General features: G+C 68.1%; 19 protein-coding genes. 10 read left to right on the top strand and 9 right to left on the bottom strand.

Features of this window, described 5'->3' with window-relative positions:
* Nucleotides 1-42 precede the first annotated feature (42 nt).
* The 5 genes from HUT10_RS48190 to HUT10_RS48175 all read right to left on the bottom strand — a co-directional run bounded on the left by HUT10_RS48190 (nucleotide 43) and on the right by HUT10_RS48175 (nucleotide 5,648).
* Nucleotides 43-975, bottom strand: a complete 933-nt coding sequence (locus HUT10_RS48190; protein WP_254897376.1) for a hypothetical protein — start codon at nucleotides 973-975, stop codon at nucleotides 43-45.
* A gap of 35 nt (nucleotides 976-1,010) precedes the next feature.
* Nucleotides 1,011-1,568 (bottom strand): hypothetical protein, encoded by a 558-nt coding sequence (locus HUT10_RS48185; RefSeq protein WP_176177330.1) that lies wholly within the window; start codon nucleotides 1,566-1,568, stop codon nucleotides 1,011-1,013.
* 455 nt (nucleotides 1,569-2,023) lie between these two features.
* Nucleotides 2,024-2,362, bottom strand: a complete 339-nt coding sequence (locus tag HUT10_RS51660) for a DUF6355 family natural product biosynthesis protein (RefSeq protein WP_254897375.1) — start codon at nucleotides 2,360-2,362, stop codon at nucleotides 2,024-2,026.
* 192 nt (nucleotides 2,363-2,554) lie between these two features.
* The gene (locus HUT10_RS48180; RefSeq protein ID WP_254897374.1) at nucleotides 2,555-3,304 is read right to left on the bottom strand and encodes a hypothetical protein; all 750 of its coding nucleotides are present in this window, start codon (nucleotides 3,302-3,304) and stop codon (nucleotides 2,555-2,557) included.
* Between the two features lie 43 nt (nucleotides 3,305-3,347).
* Nucleotides 3,348-5,648 (bottom strand): helix-turn-helix domain-containing protein, encoded by a 2,301-nt coding sequence (locus tag HUT10_RS48175; RefSeq protein ID WP_176177329.1) that lies wholly within the window; start codon nucleotides 5,646-5,648, stop codon nucleotides 3,348-3,350.
* Nucleotides 5,649-5,868: 220 nt separating this feature from the next.
* Here HUT10_RS48175 and HUT10_RS48170 point away from each other — a divergent pair, with 220 nt between their 5' ends.
* The 4 genes from HUT10_RS48170 to HUT10_RS48155 all read left to right on the top strand — a co-directional run bounded on the left by HUT10_RS48170 (nucleotide 5,869) and on the right by HUT10_RS48155 (nucleotide 8,485).
* Complete coding sequence (locus HUT10_RS48170) at nucleotides 5,869-6,288, top strand: helix-turn-helix transcriptional regulator (protein WP_176177328.1); 420 nt, start codon at nucleotides 5,869-5,871, stop codon at nucleotides 6,286-6,288.
* An 81-nt stretch (nucleotides 6,289-6,369) separates the two neighbouring features.
* Complete coding sequence (locus HUT10_RS48165; RefSeq protein WP_254897373.1) at nucleotides 6,370-6,921, top strand: hypothetical protein; 552 nt, start codon at nucleotides 6,370-6,372, stop codon at nucleotides 6,919-6,921.
* Nucleotides 6,918-8,042, top strand: a complete 1,125-nt coding sequence (locus HUT10_RS48160) for an MAB_1171c family putative transporter (protein WP_176177327.1) — start codon at nucleotides 6,918-6,920, stop codon at nucleotides 8,040-8,042. The genes HUT10_RS48165 and HUT10_RS48160 overlap by 4 nt, the downstream gene beginning before the upstream one ends.
* Nucleotides 8,039-8,485, top strand: coding sequence for a hypothetical protein (locus HUT10_RS48155; RefSeq protein WP_176177326.1), 447 nt, complete (start codon nucleotides 8,039-8,041; stop codon nucleotides 8,483-8,485). Before HUT10_RS48160 ends, HUT10_RS48155 begins: the two co-directional genes overlap by 4 nt.
* 357 nt (nucleotides 8,486-8,842) lie before the next feature.
* Here HUT10_RS48155 and HUT10_RS48150 read toward each other — a convergent pair whose 3' ends face one another.
* Together HUT10_RS48150 and HUT10_RS48145 are read right to left on the bottom strand one after the other, a co-directional pair.
* Nucleotides 8,843-9,037, bottom strand: a complete 195-nt coding sequence (locus HUT10_RS48150; protein WP_176177325.1) for a DUF397 domain-containing protein — start codon at nucleotides 9,035-9,037, stop codon at nucleotides 8,843-8,845.
* Nucleotides 9,034-9,885, bottom strand: coding sequence for a helix-turn-helix transcriptional regulator (locus HUT10_RS48145; protein ID WP_176177324.1), 852 nt, complete (start codon nucleotides 9,883-9,885; stop codon nucleotides 9,034-9,036). Before HUT10_RS48145 ends, HUT10_RS48150 begins: the two co-directional genes overlap by 4 nt.
* A 175-nt stretch (nucleotides 9,886-10,060) precedes the next feature.
* Between HUT10_RS48145 and HUT10_RS48140 the strand changes: the two genes are divergently transcribed.
* The 5 genes from HUT10_RS48140 (at nucleotide 10,061) to HUT10_RS48120 (ending at nucleotide 12,482) form a co-directional block, all read left to right on the top strand.
* Entirely contained in the window at nucleotides 10,061-10,288 is a 228-nt protein-coding gene (locus HUT10_RS48140) for a hypothetical protein (RefSeq protein ID WP_176177323.1), read from the top strand.
* 418 nt (nucleotides 10,289-10,706) lie between these two features.
* Entirely contained in the window at nucleotides 10,707-11,039 is a 333-nt protein-coding gene (locus tag HUT10_RS48135) for a hypothetical protein (RefSeq protein WP_176177322.1), read from the top strand.
* Nucleotides 11,040-11,207: 168 nt separating this feature from the next.
* Nucleotides 11,208-11,429: a hypothetical protein gene (locus tag HUT10_RS48130; protein ID WP_176177321.1), complete on the top strand. Its 222-nt coding sequence runs from the start codon at nucleotides 11,208-11,210 to the stop codon at nucleotides 11,427-11,429.
* Nucleotides 11,426-12,202, top strand: a complete 777-nt coding sequence (locus HUT10_RS48125) for a Scr1 family TA system antitoxin-like transcriptional regulator (RefSeq protein WP_176177320.1) — start codon at nucleotides 11,426-11,428, stop codon at nucleotides 12,200-12,202. Before HUT10_RS48130 ends, HUT10_RS48125 begins: the two co-directional genes overlap by 4 nt.
* Nucleotides 12,203-12,215: 13 nt before the next feature.
* Entirely contained in the window at nucleotides 12,216-12,482 is a 267-nt protein-coding gene (locus HUT10_RS48120; RefSeq protein ID WP_176177319.1) for a hypothetical protein, read from the top strand.
* A 136-nt stretch (nucleotides 12,483-12,618) separates the two neighbouring features.
* Here the strand turns inward: HUT10_RS48120 and HUT10_RS48115 are convergent, their stop codons facing one another.
* Entirely contained in the window at nucleotides 12,619-13,869 is a 1,251-nt protein-coding gene (locus tag HUT10_RS48115) for a helix-turn-helix domain-containing protein (protein ID WP_176177318.1), read from the bottom strand.
* A 6-nt stretch (nucleotides 13,870-13,875) separates the two neighbouring features.
* The gene (locus HUT10_RS48110; protein ID WP_254897534.1) at nucleotides 13,876-14,265 is read right to left on the bottom strand and encodes an NUDIX domain-containing protein; all 390 of its coding nucleotides are present in this window, start codon (nucleotides 14,263-14,265) and stop codon (nucleotides 13,876-13,878) included.
* A 186-nt stretch (nucleotides 14,266-14,451) separates the two neighbouring features.
* On the opposite strand from HUT10_RS48110, the gene HUT10_RS48105 reads away from it, so the two are divergent.
* On the top strand, nucleotides 14,452-15,213 hold the full coding sequence (locus HUT10_RS48105) for a TauD/TfdA family dioxygenase (RefSeq protein ID WP_176177316.1): 762 nt from the start codon (nucleotides 14,452-14,454) through the stop codon (nucleotides 15,211-15,213).
* The last annotated feature ends 310 nt before the right edge of the window (nucleotides 15,214-15,523 follow it).

Genomic DNA, 15,523 nt, shown 5'->3' with positions numbered 1-15,523 from the left:
CAGCAAGAATTTGGATTCGTTTGTTCGCGGAACTGGTTAGTTTCAGCGGTGACCGGTACCGAGTGCCTGCACTTCGGCGACGCGGAAAGCCGCGGTCGCCGAAGTCGTCAGGTCCGGGAACGTGCCGCTGGCTCCAGCACCCGACCAGGTCACCGTCCAGTGCACGGTCGCCTTGACCGCGAAGCGTTGCCCTGGCAGTGCAGCTGACGAGCGGCGATAGTTGTGACCGCAGTCAGGCGAGGGCGCCCGCGGATCTCCGCCGGCCGGGTAGGGAGTTCCGGGACCCGAGCAGGTCACGTCCTCACCGTCGCCCATCGACCACGAGACCGTGGCCGGCATGGCCACCGCGGTGACCGACACTCCTGGTACAGCGGCGGTGGCCTGCCGCGTGTCCCAGCTGCTGCGGTCCAGCCACATCCAGGTCGGCAAGCTCACGAGCTTGTCGCCGAGCGGATTCGTCTCGATCCGGGGTGTCGGCAACCGCAGCTGGGCCCGCGCTTCGTCGGCCAGCTCTTGCGGCGAAGGCAACGCGGCGGCCGCTGGAGCTTGGCTGTCCGGAAGCCAGATCGGAGCCCGATAAAGGCCGTCGTGTACGCCTGGGCCGGAACACCGGTAGACGTACCAGGCGCCAGCCGGCTGTTGACTCCTGAAGTCCGCGAAAACCACCGAGGCGCCGTCTCGCCGCTCGTCGTGGAACACGATGATCTGCACGCCGTTCGCGGGAGGCTGGTAGTTGCTCCGGACATACGAGCACTTCGCCGTCGTGTCGTTGCCGCCGATGATGCTGTCGCCCCAGGGCTGCTGTTGCCCCGGCGCCGGATGGGGTTGCGTTGGCTTACCGGGAACGACGGGCGGCTGCGGTGTCTTCCCGCCGTTGCGACCGGCACCGAGGTCGCAGTACGGCGAAGACTCCTGGGCGCAATCGACTGACCCCCACCCACCGGCCATGGCTTCTGCGGCCGAAGCCAAGAACATTGCGACCGCTATCCCTCCGGCAATGGGGGCTCGCGTCAACACGTGCCCACGTCCTGAATCGCAAAGTCGACGACTTTCCAGGAGCCGTCCACCGCCTTCTTCACCATGGCATTGATGTGGCGCCGCCCAGCAGGGCCGTCATCGGCCAGTTGACCGGTGTCGGCACGGTATTTGAGCCATTGGCTGTCGTCGCCGCAGTCCACAAGGTTCACTGTCGTCGGAGCCGCAGCAGGCTCGACGGACTCGACGGTGGGGTGGTTGACGGGATGCCCCTTGGTGACGAGGCCGTTGAAGTGATCAGCGTAGAGGCCGCGGGAGATCCTCGACAGCGCGTCAGCTGTCGCGTTCTGCGCGAGTTTGGGCGACTGCCAGTCCGAGGTCACGGCCGCGTCGGCCATGTCGTGCCACATGCCGAGGTAGGCGGCCGTCGCGCGCTCCTTCGCAAGATCGACCGGGCGCGGGACGACGGTTGTGGCCGCCGACGTGCTCGACGACACCGTCGGCCGGCTCGTTTCGGCTGCACTGCAGCCCCCGAGTAGGACGACGGCCGCAGACGAAGCGACGGTGATACGGACGGCTTCACGCAGGTTCATGGATTCCCCTCCCGTTACGATGATCAGCTGGCCGCCGGACCTGGAACACCACGACGGCGGAGGTTCACTCGTTGGAAGGACAAGCGATACGCCAAGGCACTGCGCTGGCCAGCATGGCCCCGTGGGGACGGAGATCAGCGCGAGCGAAATGCCGGTGGCACCGTGAATGCCTGCCTCGCCGTGTGAGGCGCGGCTGTCGGCCCGCTGGGGGCCGCCGCCAACTCGATCACCGAGACAGTGCTGCGGCAGCCACCTGGCGTCGCGCAATCCTGGTGGCTCGGTGCTGTCATCGACTGGGTCGAACATCAGTTACCTCGGATCGTTGTGCTTGCACAGCTGGCCGGTACCGCTCTGGGGTTTGGCGATCAACGCCGATGCGGAGGGCGCCGCAGAGGGGGCAAGTACGCCCACCGCGTCGACTGGCCGAGGACTGGGAGACGTCCTCAAGTCTGTGGTTACGCCGGGCCCTCGTAGCCCGGGTAGCAACCGACGCCCCCGTTCCACCAAGCGCCGGTCACCCTCCACCGGATGACAGGCTGCAGGTCGGTCGTCCCGGGTCCGACGCAGTAGCGGTAGACGTTGCCCCAGATGTCCTGGACGTCCAGATCCACCCGAGAGCCGGCGCCACCGTCACAGTGCCGGTATTCACCCCAGCCCAGGTAGCCACACTGCTCACGGAGCTGGACGCCAGGTGCAGCAGCCGCGGGATTTGCGGCGACCACGCACGCGGCCACGGTCGCCGCCGCGACGCCTAAAACACGGCTGATCTTGGAGCGCAGAGTTCGAGGACTCATCATTCCTCCATGGATTTTGCTTGAGCCAGCCGAAAATCGATGGCTCCGATAAATCCACTTTGGACCCCGGCGCGCTGCCGAGGAACTGATCTAGCGACCCAGCGTTGTGCCGATTCGGTGCCGCTACTGTGCCGATCGTGTCAAGCCGACAATACTTTTCAAGATCGAACGTCAGCGCGGAGGAGTGGTTCCCTACCGGTCCAGGGCGGTCTTCGCCGTGCACGGGACTTCACCGGACTGGACCCGGTCCCACTCGGGACGCCAGACCAGCGTTGCCCCCTGCACCCGTGAGCCCAGCAGGCAGTCGGTCCCGTAGGTCGTCCGGTCCCCCGCTCGGTAGGCGACGCCGACATCGGCCCCGCGCAGGGCGACGTCCTGCGCCGGCGGCGGCTCCGGGGTCTTGACCGACCGAGGCCCCGGCATCGACCTCGTCAACGCGGCGAGCACGTCGTTGTCGGTCACGGTCGCAGGCAGCCCGGTGAGCACCGACTGCAAGGCGGGGTCGAAGCCGTCCGGCACTTCCCGCAGCGGGATCGGCGGCGGGTCGAGTGGCGTGGCTCCCGCCGGGCAGTCCCGCCGGCTCGGCTCGCGCACCAGCCCGCGGAAGTTGTAGCCGACGTCGTAGCACGCCGTCACCGGCTTCTCGGGAAACAGCTCGTCCGGGGAACCGTCGTGGTGCACCCGGAAGACGAGGTGCATCGTGGCCGCCTCGGGATCGTCCGACGGCGTGTCCCGCATCTCGACCACCGCGAAGCTCGGCGAGCTGGCGTGTATCGCGTCGAGCGCCTTCCGCGCGTACCGGGCCGCCGAGGTTTGTGGGAGGGAGCCGCTCTCTGCGGCTACCTGCCTGGCGGTCTTGTCGGTCTCCGAGTCCCCCGGCGCACACGCGACCAGCACCGCCGCACAAAGCACCGAAAGGCAAGCCACACCGACGATCCTCACCGAACCGAGGGTACGCGGACGTCGCCCGCAGCGTGGCGATTCGCTAGGCAGTGGCCGACGTTTTTCGCGGCCAACCAGCCGATCCGACGCTACGCGCCTCCAAGGAAGCCAACCGCGTACGAACCTCCAGAGCCCGTACGTCGCGGATAGCGTCGAGGATCTCAAGGCTCTGCAGGTACGTTTCGCGCGCTTGCTCGATTTGCCCCAGCTGGTGCAGCGCCTCGGCTCGCGAGATCAGCGTCTCGGCGGCTCCCCAGCGCTGCCAGCTCCGGCCGCGGACAGCCAGAGCCTCGTCGAAGTGCTTGAGCGCCGACCGGTGGTGGCCGTGCCGGCTGAGCAGCGCTCCGATCCGTTGGTGCGCGATGCCGAGGACGGCTTTGGACGTGAACGTCTGCGCGCGGTTCAGTGCGTCGAGGGCGTACTCCATCGCCTTGTCCGCCTGGCCGACGAGGTCACAAGCGCCGGCGAGGGCCGCCCGGTTTACCGCCAGCCCGATCTTGGTCCCGGAATCGGCGAACAAGCGATCAGCGAGTTCGTGGGCTTCGCGCGATTCGTCGGTGAGCCCGCAGCTGACGTATGCGAGCCCGAGCCCGTACGCGGTCCAGGCGCGTGACCGGTCGTCGCCGAGTTCGACATGACGGCCAAGTGCCTCTTCGAGGTGCAGGATGCCCTCGTCGGTCTGGCCCAGCTCGTGCTCGACCCAGCCGAGTGCCTCGAGACTTCGAGCGATCCCGGCCTCGCTGTCGGCCGCACGGGCCGCGGCAAGTCCGTCGTGAGCCGCGACCAACCAGGTGTTCCAGCTGCGGGTCAGCACGAAGTACGGCAAGAACGCCGTCGGCAGCTGCCACAAGATGTCCTTCGCGCCGTAGGTCCGGGCGTTGCGCGCGATTTGAAGCGCAGTCGACACCTCCCGCTCGCACCAGGCCATCGCGGACTCGAACCCACCCGCCTCGAACGACAGCGGTTCGACCCCGGACAGATTCGTCGGGGTCAAGCCGCTGTCCGCCCAGTTGGGGATCAAGGTGTTGTTTGCTTCCCAGGCTGTGGCGGCGTACCACCGCAGTGTCCGGTCGTGAGCCCGCTCGACCTCGGAGAGCTTCTCCTCCACCAGAGCCCGTTGGTGTGCGTATGCCCGCAGGAGAAAGCTGATCCGGTATCGGCCGTCCGGCAGCGACTCCAGCAGGTGTGCCTCGGCCAGGATCCGGAGGGCCTGTTCGGCGCGCTCGACTTCCAGGTCAGCGAGCACGGCGGCCGCCTCGGGCCCGATGACGTTGGCCGGGCCGATGCCGAGGTACCGGAACACCCGCCTGACCATCGCGGGCAGCGCCAGGTACGAGACGTCGATGACGCCGTGGATGTTCACCGCCGGATCGTTCGACGTGAAGAGATCGAGGCGGGTCTTCTCGGAGTCCAGGCGCTCGGCCAGTTCGGTCAAGGACGTCTCGCGGTGCCGCTGGAGGTGCTCGGCAGCGACGAGGACGGTCATGGGTAAGCGGCCACACCGCTCGACGACGAGTTCGGCAGCGGCTGCGCTGGCTCGCACTCGTGCCTCGCCGATGCGGCGTCCGAGCAGTTCGAGCGCTTGTTCGGCAGTCAGGGACGGCAACTCGATGACGGTGCCGCCGGTGCGCGCCAGCAGCCCGGACTGCCGTTCCCGGCTGGTCGCCAGCACGACGCTGCCGGCGCCGGGCAGGAGCCACTCGGCTTGCTGGTAGTCGGCGACGTTGTCGAGCAGCACGACCGCGGGCCGCTCGGCGAGCAGCGAGCGGTACCGGGCAACTCGAGCCTGCAGGCTGGACGTACCGAGCTCGGCTGGACTGACGCCGAGCGCGAGCAGGAACCCATCCAGGACCTCTTCCGGATCGGCTGGCACACCGGGGGCAAGACCTCGCAGGTCGGCGAACAGGCACCCACCTGGGAAGCGCGCTTGGACACCGGCGGCCCAGTGCACCGCGAGCGCGGTCTTGCCCGTCCAGAAGCCGCCTTCGATGACGATGGTGGCCGTGGCTCCTGGACGGCCCTGCGTCACCAGCGCGTGGTCCATGGCCTGCAGCTGCTCCTCGCGACCGACGAAATCCGCGGGAGCGGCTGGAAGCTGGACGGGACGCGCGACCGGCCTCCCATCACCACGTTGCGCTGCCGCGATCTTGTCCAGCTCGCCGTCGGCCGCCAGTGCGGTGTCGAGGTCGTGCACTACCGCCGGCAGGAGCGTGCGATGGCCGTGTAGAAGCTTCGAGAGGTAGCTCGCGCTGTAGCCCGCCTTCGTCGCGACCTCGCCGAGCGTGAGACCTCGTTCTCTCCGCTTGCGGTGCACCGCCGCCGCGAAGCTGTCGATCGCCCTCATCGCGCCTCCCCGCGCACCAAATCGCGTCGGATGACGCGTCTACCTGGGCGGGGACCCGATCGAGCGACAGCGGGCTTCGGCAGTTCCTGAAGTTCCCGGTGTCCGATACCTTGGAATGATCAACAAGAACGGTACGAAACGCCGGACGGAGAGTCAACCAAACCGGATGCACTCCGACCTATAGTCCAGTATTTCGGACTCCGGTTCGAAAGGAGTGGGCGTGTCCGAATCAACCGGGCCCACGCTCGGCGACGTAGAACCATTCGGAGTACTGCTCGAACGACTGATTCGCCTGAAGAAGCACGACGACGGGCGGCCCTACACGGTGGCCGAGGTCGCCGAAGAGGTCAGCATTTCCAAGAGTCACCTGTACGGCTTGCTCAAGGGCTCCAACGAGCCCAGCCTTCGGCTCACGCAACTGCTCGCCACGAATCTCGGAGTTGAGCTCGAATACTTCGGCACCAGCGAGCGCGCCCGCGAGATCCAGGGCCAGTACGCCCTCCTCGCCCGACTGTCCCGGCAAGGCATCAGCGACCTCGCCTTCCGTGCGAGCGAGCTGTCACCGAACGCCCTGTCCACCGTCCTGGACTTCATCGACTTCCAGGCCAGCCGCGACAGTGAAAATCACACGTCCGGGTGACTTGCCGTCCAAGGTGCCGAACACTGCGTCTGATCTGCGACGATCATGAAAGTTGATCAACAACGGGCTGGGAGGACCGTCGTGAGCAGCTTTGTTCAGCGCGTCCGTCGCGCTCGACGAACAGCCGGCCTGCGGCGCCGGTTGCGATCCGAGCTTCGCGCCGCCGGTGTCGAAGGCCCGACGCCGATGGCCGAGATCTGTGCCCGGCTCAGCGAGCACCGTGGAAAACCGATCCGCCTGCTGGGCGTCCCGATGGAGGTTCCTGGACCGTTCGGCCTGTGGATCAAGACGACGGCGGCCGACATCATCCTCTACCAGCGGGCTGGCACCACGCGGTTCCACCAGGAGCACATCATCGCCCACGAGCTCGGCCACCTTCTTGCCGATCACCCCTCGGACGAAGGCGACGACGCGATGTGGCGCCAGCTGCTGCCCGACATCCCGCCGGATGTCATCCGCAAGGCTCTGCGCCGGCGCACCTCGTACGACAACGAGTACGAGCAGGAAGCCGAGGCACTTGCGACCGTCCTATTGGAGGCGACCGTCAAGGCCCAGGAAATCAGCCTGCCGGGACGATCGCCGCGGGCGCGTCGCGCACAGACAGCCCTCGGCGATCCGGTCGATGTGCTGTGAACCTGACGAATTTCCTCCTGCTCGTGCTGGCCTGGTTCCTCTACCGACTGGCCCGTTCCCCGCGTGACCCGGCGCTGTGGGCGGTCGTCGTCTGCGTGACCTTCCAGCTGCTCGGCGCCTCCACCTTCGTCACGTTCGCCCGAGCAGTGTTCGGCGAGTTGCCCGCGTCCAGCACCGTGAAGCTGCTGACGAACCTCGCGCTGAGCACCTCGCGCTACGCCCTGCTGTTGTTCTTCCTGCTCTCGGCCGGTGGTTCATGGCGACGAGTCCGCATCGAAACGGCGATCCTCGTCAGCGTCTGGCTGGCGATGACGGCCGCGATTCTCGCGCTTCCCTCCGGCCTCCGCGACACCGCGTACCCGCTGACCGGGGTCCTGCCGAACAACATGAGCCACCCCGGGGTGGCGCCGTTCTACATCATCACCGACAGCTACACCTTCTACGCCACCGTGCAGACAAGCCGCTGGGCCCTCCGGTACGCCGCCGAGTCCGGCCGTCGCGCCCGCTTCGGCCTCCGCGTTGTCGCCTTCGCACTCGTCTGCGCAGCGATCACAACCGGCACCCGAACCATCGTCACGATCGTCCGCTGGGCCGGCCATCCCGGCTTCGGCTACCCGGTGACGCAACTGACCAACCGGCTGGCGCCGATCAGCATCTTCTTGTTCCTCGCCGGCGTGTTCTCCATCGGTCTCGCGGCGCGCTTCGCCGCGCTGAAGACCTGGCTGCGACGACGCCGCGCTTACGCCGAACTCTGGCCGCTGTGGCGCGCATTGCACGCCGTGTTCCCGGCCGACACCCTCGACCACGCACCAAGGCGAGCTTGGCTGGACACGCTGCTCCCCCACCAGGTCGGCCACCGCTACTGGCGACGCGTGATCGAGATCCGCGACGGCCTCCTCCAGCTCAGCCCGCAGCTGCTCGACGCTGGCTTCGACCCCGACCGCCCGGCCGACGAGCAGCTCGGTACCTTCCGGCGCGCACTCCAACGCCAGGCAAGCGGCCGCCAGCCAGCCAACCGGACAGCCGTGCTCGTCGCGGCACCCGAAGACGCCGGCATCAATTCCGATGTCCGGCAGCTCATCCACCTCTCGCGGGCACTGGCCCGGGAAGGAGCGTCGTGACCACGCCCTCGAACGCCGAGATCGGCCACCGCAACCAGCAGATGCTCGAGCGGATCCGCTCGCAGGAGCCGCAGCCCCACCGCGAGGGCCACTACGCGCTGCGGGTCATGACGGTCGCCGGCCGCGCCAGCGGGCAGCCACGATCGGTGCCGATCGCCCTGATGCAGCTCGGCGGCGTCCAGTACGTCTGCTCGCCGGACCGCCGACGCGACTGGGTGCGCAACCTGCTCGCGGCCGGCCGATGCGTCGTCGAGCCCGACGAGCACGAGCTTCGCGACGCCGAACTGGTCGAAGACGAAGACGGGGCCACCGCGGTCGCCCGCTACCTGGGCCGTCTCCCCCGGGTCTCCGACGAATGGCCCTTCCCCGGCGACGCCCCGCTGGAACAGGTTCTGCCGTTCATGCGGCAGATCGCCGTGTTCCGGTTGCGCGTTCCGGCCTGAATCGTCCCCGCCGTGCGCCAGCACCATCTCACCGCCGATCGGGTCCTCCTCGGCCACCAGATCAACGACGGGCGGGGATCTCCCAGGACGGCACAATCCCCGCCTTCGGCGGCCGCTCGGCCGTCGCAGGAATCGCCTCACCCGCCACCGAGCGCCACGCGTTCCCGGGCGGGACCACCCTGCCCGACCCGATCAGCTGCCACGCCCGCCTCGTCCTCGAGGCCAGACCCGAACCTGTGCTGGCCGCGGCTGACACGACCCGCACTGACCGATCAGCGCGTAAGAAGTCCCGATCCTCGCGCTGATCGCGTGCTGGTTCTTCACACCTGACAGCCGACAAGGCGTTCAGCCGAGGCCCTACCGGGCGATGGCCCGGAGCAGTGCCTGCCAAGACAGTCCCGAAACGGCCAGCTGCCCCTGCTCTGGCGCCTTGCTGTCCCGGACGCCGACCACCGAACCGGGTTCGACCTCGAGCCGAACCTCCACGCAATCGGCCTTGTCGGGGCTGTAGCTCGACTTGAACCACTCGCCCGATGCTCGCTGTACCGTCATCCCTGCTCCAAATCGTGCAGAATCTCCGCGATGAACTCCGCGGTCTCGGCGGGACTCATCGCCTTCTCTTGCGTCGCTTCGGCGTCACGCCGGTGCGACTTGATGTCTTCTGGGGAGCGAAGCGTCAACCCACTGCCGTGCAGGTCCAAACTCACGATCGACGGCGCTTCGTCAGAATCGATAAGCAGGAAACTGCCCACCAGCAGCGGAGACCAACCGGCCGAGTACGGCACGAGCCGGAGTTCAACGTTCGGCAACTCGCCCATCTCGATGAGATACCGAAGCTGATCGGCCCACACAGCCGGCCCGCCGATGCGATACCGGATCGCTGCCTCCCCAAGCACGACCTCCAGCCGCGCCGGGTTCCGACGAGTGATGAGGTCACGGCGACCGATCCGGGTGAGCACACGCTCTTCGATCTCCGTTTCCGGCACACCTGCCTCGTGCATCTGTGTACGAATCACGTCGGCGGTCTGCAACACACCAGGGATCGCAAGCGGCGCGAGGTGCGTGACTTTGGTCGCAGTTCGTTCCGCAGCGAGCAACTCCGCCAGCTCGGCACGCCGCTCCGGCAGCGTCACCGAGAAACGACGCGGCTGGCCCACACCCGCAGCCAGTGCGAGCAACCGGTCAGCCTCCTCGCCCTCGATCTCCAACGCGTCGATGATCGCCTGCACGTCATCCACCGAGGGCGTCCGCTCACCGCTTTCCCAGCGCGAGACGAGCCCCGCACTGGTCTGGCCGATGAGCACACCGAGCTTGCGCTGCGAAACGCCGCGAAGATCGCGCGCAGCGCTGATCGCTTCGCCAAGCGGAGAGGCCGCGTACTTGCGGGCGATGCCAGCCATGCATCAGATGCTACGGCAGCCAACAAGCAGGTTGAGCGCTAGTACGCCTATGAACACACGTCACCCCATCGGGTCATTGCGCGCGGCAGTCACCAGCGATGACACTGATGCGCATCAGCCGTCATCAGCTGTCATCACTTGACAGCGGCGGAAGTAGCCTACCGGGGAGCGGATGATGCCCGAACTCAGCTGGATCAGACGCGTTGTCATCCCGGCGCGAGCTCTCGACGGCTCGACGAGCCAAGCCGTCGTCGGTGTGTTGGCGACGAAGGACGGTCCGAAGCGCGCGGTCATGGTCGGCCACGACGGCGACCCTGTCGTGCTACCGCGGCAAGCGATGGCCGAACTCGTCAGCCATGCGCACGCCGTGCTGACCGAGAGCCTCTCCGAGGACCGACCATGACGGACCGCTTGCCCGCCAACTCCCCCTGATCAGCCCGGTCTGTGCGCTTGCCCCCCGACTCAGCGCACCGGCCGGGTGCTCACCGTTCCTTTCGATCCAGCTCAACGCGGAGATTTCACGATGGCTACCGCACCTACGAGACGTCGGACGCTCCCACGCCTGTTGTGGGTTACCGAAGCATCGACAGGCACCAACCATCTCGTCACGGAAGCTGCTTTCGTCGACGGAATACGAGCCTCCGGCTCGTACCGCGGGATCTGCGGCGCCGAGTTCTCGGCTGCGCCGATGATCAGTGCTCCGCGCTGCGCGTGCTCGGCATGCCGCGGGCGCCTGGTCGCCGATCGAACGTCCTGCCGCAGTAAACCTCGTGGCACCTCGTGGTGGCGACGACTGCGACGCCCCAAACCTCGGAGGCACAATGTCCGGCTCTGATCATTGGGATGAAGCTGTTCTTGCCTGGGAGCGATCCAGCGCGGCCATCGACGAGTCCCGCCGCCTCGGCTGGGAGTGGCGCCGGACGCCCGCCGGTTCAACCGAGCCCGAGGCGCTGGTCGGCCACCGCACGACCGACACCCACCATGACGTCGTGCGCATCGAGACGCTGAAGACATCGCTGCGCGCGATCGGCGCCCGTTTCGCCTTCGGCGACCGGGGAAAACACGAAGCCCTTCCGCTGCGAGGACCTGTCGACGGCCCACCAGAAGATGTCCTGCGTCAGGTGATGGGCTGGTCCGACAATGCACCGCACTGAACTTTCCCGAGGTGGTGGAGCACCGTGGCGTCACCCACGATCACCTGGCCGTCCGAAACCGACCTGTCGTTCGCAGAGCACCCGGACTATGCCCACCTCTGCAGGGTTCTGGCCGGGCTGCGCCGACTCTCCGATCGGGACAGACCGGCCGTTACGTCCGGAGCTCGCATGAGGCGCGACACCCAGAAACTCGTCGACGCTCTCGAAGCGGCTCAACTGCGAATCTCCTTGCTGGTCATCCAACTTCGAGACGGCACCGCAACCCCGGACGAGCACCACAACGTGGCCGACGTGATCAGCGAGCTACCCGACCTGCTCCGATCCCACGGCGATGACATCGATGCCGGCATCATCCCGCCACCTCGCGACATGGAACGAGAATGCGCATGACCAAAGCAACCCTCAACCTTCCGACGCTGCTCGCCCTGAGCGCCTCTCTGCGTGAAGCTCGAACCGCAGAGAATCTGGGGCTGCGCGCGCTGGCATATAAACTGGGAGTCCCGGCCCAGAACTTGTCCCTTTGGGAGACCGGAAAGCGCGTACCGGCGGCCGAGGATGTCGCGCGCATCCTCGGGTTCCTCCGGGTGAGCCCGGCTGAATACCACCGCGTCATGCGGCTCCGACGCCAGCTTGACGCCCCGGTTTCCGTCGAAACCCTCGATGCTGCCTCGGCAAGTCGCCGACGTGTCTTGGAGGAGCTCGCGGTCCGCACCTTCGAATGGGCACCGCATGTCGTCCCGGAACCGTTGCAGACACCGGAGTACATCCGGGCGATTGCGCAGGATCACGCGGCCAGGCCGGATGATCTCGATCAGGCGGTCTTCGAACACCAAGTCCGGCAGCTCGACCAGCACCGGACAGGTCACAGCACCGTTCTGCTGGGGGCCGCCGCCTTGAACCCGGCGGCCGACCCGCAGCTCCACGCTCTTCGTGCGGTAGCCAGCCTTCCCCGCCTGGTGATCAAGATCGTCCCTCCGGGCGTCACGCGCACGATCGATCCCTTCACGATCTACGAAGGCCAGGGCAGCGCCTTCACCGTCGCATTGCGACACCATGACAACGTCATCTTCATCAGCGAATCCGACGCAGTCCAGCGCTACCGGTCGACCTTCAGAGCTCTCGAACGCGAGTCAGTCACCTGCGCCGACTTCCGGTTTCCCTGATCGGGGCATCGCGATGACCGCACTGATCTACCTCGACGCACAGACTGTTCACCCCGTCATCAACGGCGAGTGGCACCGCCTCGCGGGAGCACTCGAACCGGCGGAAGCGATCACCACGCTGTGCGGTATCACCGACACGTCGATGTTCATGCCGTTGAGCGAACGGCGAAGCCACGGCATCCCCCGGCAGTGCGACGCATGCGACACGATCTACCTTCGCGGCCACGGCATCCCGTCACGGCGCGACCGGCTCAACGGCCGTCGACCCGCTCAGGGGTAACCCGAAACCCCGAGCTGCCACCGCCTCGCCACCAGCCGACGTTCAAGGCTCTCGAACGCGGATCGGCTACCTGCACCGACTTCCAGCCGGAACCGTCATGCGAAACGCCCTGAGGGGCAGGTTCGCTGCGGCAGCGCTACGCCGCAGGAGCCAGGAGGCCGCGCAGCCGCTGCAGCGCCGCTCGGCCCGCCACGCCGATCCGGGCCATGCCGCCGCGGTCGGCAGCGCGAATCGCTCTCTGCAGCTGGTGGGGCAGCCGCCGTCGTTCGGCGGTCGTGATGACCGCGCTGAGGGCATCTTCGGCACCAGCGCGCTCGCCCGCGGCGGCGAGGATCTCTCCGGTGGTGACGCGTTCGATGACTTGCCACTGCGGCGCGGCCGGCTCGCCGAGTTCGGTGCGTTGAAGGGCGCGGAGTGCGTCACCCGGGCGGTTGAGGGAGAGCAGCCCTCGGGCATGAATTTCGCGGAGGGTGAAGGGGTTGAGCAGCATTCCGCGGCCGGTGTCGGAGTCCAGCAGTCCGCGGCAGGCGGAGATCGCGTGGTTGAAGCGGTCGGGCATGGCGGCCTCTCCCGCGGCCCGGGCAAGCAGAGCGAACGCCGACCCCCGTCCGTCTGGATCGGTGGACACGGCGACCGCGTGTTCGAGGCGTGCGACGGCGGCGGGGAGTCGTCCGGCTTTGCGGAGTTCGTTGCCGTGCATCCGCAAGGTCTCGGCGAGAAAGTGGTCGTCGCCGAGGTGGCGGGCCAAGACGAGGGCCTTGCCGGTCCAGGCCGCAGCGCCGGTCAGCCGTTCCTCGGGCAGCACGGTGCCGAGCGACACGCCGAGCGCCAGTCGAGCCGAGGCCAGCAGATGCAGCGTGTCGCGCTCGAGCCGGCTATCGGCGGCACGGGCTTCGAGCCGGGCGACCAGCGGCCACAGCTCGTTGACCGCTTCGACGGCACGCCCGGATCGACGGGCGACCTCGGCGAGCCGGACGACGCTGTCGCCGAACTGCACCAAGGCGGCGAAGTCGGCGCCGTCGGGATCGGCGACGCCCAGGACGTGGAAGGGCAGTCCGAGCGCGCGGGCGATGTGCCGGCGCCCGCCGACGTCGCCGGGCGTCCGCCTGCGGGTCTCGATCATCGCGATGTAGGACTTGTCGTAGCCGAGCAGGCCGGCCAGCGCTTCCTGGCTGAGGCCGTTCGCGGCCCGGTAAGCGCGCAGGATGGTCGCGAGGTCGCGGGAGGACAGGGCAGCTGCGGCGGCTGGGTCGGACCACATCCACACCGCCGGGGCCAGCCGCGGCGGCCGTGCCGAGAGCGTCGTGGTGCCGGCCTGGCACGTCGGGCACACCGGCGTGCGGGCATGGCGGCTCAGCGTCGCTCCGCAGCGTTCGCAGCCGGCCATCGTTCGCTACCTCGCCGTGACCGAGGTGCGGAGGCGGTCGAACCAGGTGGCGATCGAGCGCTTGTACCCCTCCGGCATCCGCAGCCCGGGCACTTCGTGCTCGGCGAACTCGGCGACCCGGCTGTGCTCGCGACTCAGAACCGGCGCCGCCGTAGATGTGGTGGTGCAGCCGTAGGTCACGATGAACACGTCCTTGTTCGCGACGGCGATGTGGTAGACCCACGCGTCGACGATCTCGGCGACCTCGACGGAGAGCCCGGTTTCCTCGGTGATCTCCCGTGCAACGGTCTCCTCCGGGGTCTCGCCGGGCTCGATCCGGCCGCCGGGCAGTTCCCACTCGTCGCGCTCGTTGTGGACCAGCAGCACCCGGTCGTCCCGGACCAGGACGCCCTTGATCGACACCGGGTATCCGGACTCCGCCACCAGCACCAGCTCCCCTGCCGATCGACACAGCGCGTCACCGACCGTAGCAGTGGCAGCGCGTCGCCGGTGGACCTCCGAGGTTGACGATCTGTCAGTGGACGGCACCTGCAAGCGACCGGTCTGCTGAGCAAGCCAGAAGCGCCGAGAGGAGATACCGAGATGCTCGCCACCGAGCTGCCGGACTGCCGTGTCGACGTGGCCGCGGTCGGCGGCGCCGGCGAGCTGGCCGCGGTCCTCGCGCAGCACGGCGTCGCGCTATTCGACGGGCTGCGCAGCGAGCAGCAGCTGATGCAGCTGGCGACTCGGCTGGGCCGGATCGTCCCGCACCGGGACAGCAACCCAGCGGGGATCACCGTGCTGGCCGACCGCGGCGGTGTCCGGCCGCGGCCCGGGGAGGCCGGGTTCAGCCGACAGCCGCTGGCACCGCACACAGATTGCTCCGACCGGGCCGTGCCGCCGCTGCTGGTGATGGCGGTGTGCGTGCGGCCGGCCGAGCGCGGCGGGAACTACGTCCTCGTCGACGGCCAAGCCGTGCACGCCGAGCTGGCCACCACCGCTCCCGACGCACTCGCCGACCTCTCGACGCGGCGTGGGGCCTACTTCGGCGGCGCTGCCGGGCTCGTGGGCAACGTCTTCGAACCCGGCCCGGACCAGCTGGTGGGCCTGCGGCTGCGGCGCGACGAGCTGGCAGGCTTCGCCCCGCACACCCAGCGACGGCTCTCCGTACTCGACCAGGTGATTCGCCGCCACGCGGTCTCGATCCCGGCGACCGCCGGTGGCGGCTACGTGGTCAACAACCGGCGATGGCTGCACGGCCGGACCGCTTTCACCGGACGCCGGACGGTGTACCGGATCCACCTCGACCCCCATCTCGGCTGGCGGATCCCCGCCGGGTTCACCCACTCCCGGGCAGCGCCATGACCGCACCGCGTTGGGTGTCGGATCCGCACGACATCGCCGCGGCACTCCGGCGCGGCAAGTGGATCGTCCTCCCCTGGGAACGCCTCGGTCCGGACACCGACCTTCAGCACTGGCAGGCCGCCCTGCGGGAGCTGTGCGAGGCCCCCGGCCTCGATCCGCTCTTCATCGACATCCGCTGCCGCAGCCTCACCCGTCGTCGTCAACGCTGCTCTGTCCGTCCCGGCCGCCGAGCAGGTCCAAGCCTCGATCGCCGCGATCGAGTACAGCCGGTTCGTCGGACGTCCCACCGGCTAACCCCGCGAAAAGGAGC

It is taken from the genome of Amycolatopsis sp. Hca4 (genome assembly GCF_013364075.1).
Taxonomy (GTDB): Bacteria; Actinomycetota; Actinomycetes; order Mycobacteriales; family Pseudonocardiaceae; genus Amycolatopsis.
The sequence above is the reverse complement of the archived record's forward strand: the minus strand, read 5'-3'. Positions and strand labels throughout refer to the sequence as shown.

Coding starts and splice junctions, on each gene's coding strand:
- HUT10_RS48130 (WP_176177321.1), top strand. CDS start 11,208: ATGAGGCGCGACACCCAGAAACTCGTCGACGCTCTCGAAGCGGCTCAA.
- HUT10_RS48115 (WP_176177318.1), bottom strand. CDS start 13,869: ATGGCCGGCTGCGAACGCTGCGGAGCGACGCTGAGCCGCCATGCCCGC.
- HUT10_RS48150 (WP_176177325.1), bottom strand. CDS start 9,037: ATGACGGTACAGCGAGCATCGGGCGAGTGGTTCAAGTCGAGCTACAGC.
- HUT10_RS48120 (WP_176177319.1), top strand. CDS start 12,216: ATGACCGCACTGATCTACCTCGACGCACAGACTGTTCACCCCGTCATC.
- HUT10_RS48140 (WP_176177323.1), top strand. CDS start 10,061: ATGCCCGAACTCAGCTGGATCAGACGCGTTGTCATCCCGGCGCGAGCT.
- HUT10_RS48135 (WP_176177322.1), top strand. CDS start 10,707: ATGTCCGGCTCTGATCATTGGGATGAAGCTGTTCTTGCCTGGGAGCGA.
- HUT10_RS48105 (WP_176177316.1), top strand. CDS start 14,452: ATGCTCGCCACCGAGCTGCCGGACTGCCGTGTCGACGTGGCCGCGGTC.
- HUT10_RS48190 (WP_254897376.1), bottom strand. CDS start 975: ATGTTCTTGGCTTCGGCCGCAGAAGCCATGGCCGGTGGGTGGGGGTCA.
- HUT10_RS48185 (WP_176177330.1), bottom strand. CDS start 1,568: ATGAACCTGCGTGAAGCCGTCCGTATCACCGTCGCTTCGTCTGCGGCC.
- HUT10_RS48145 (WP_176177324.1), bottom strand. CDS start 9,885: ATGGCTGGCATCGCCCGCAAGTACGCGGCCTCTCCGCTTGGCGAAGCG.
- HUT10_RS48175 (WP_176177329.1), bottom strand. CDS start 5,648: ATGAGGGCGATCGACAGCTTCGCGGCGGCGGTGCACCGCAAGCGGAGA.
- HUT10_RS51660 (WP_254897375.1), bottom strand. CDS start 2,362: ATGAGTCCTCGAACTCTGCGCTCCAAGATCAGCCGTGTTTTAGGCGTC.
- HUT10_RS48125 (WP_176177320.1), top strand. CDS start 11,426: ATGACCAAAGCAACCCTCAACCTTCCGACGCTGCTCGCCCTGAGCGCC.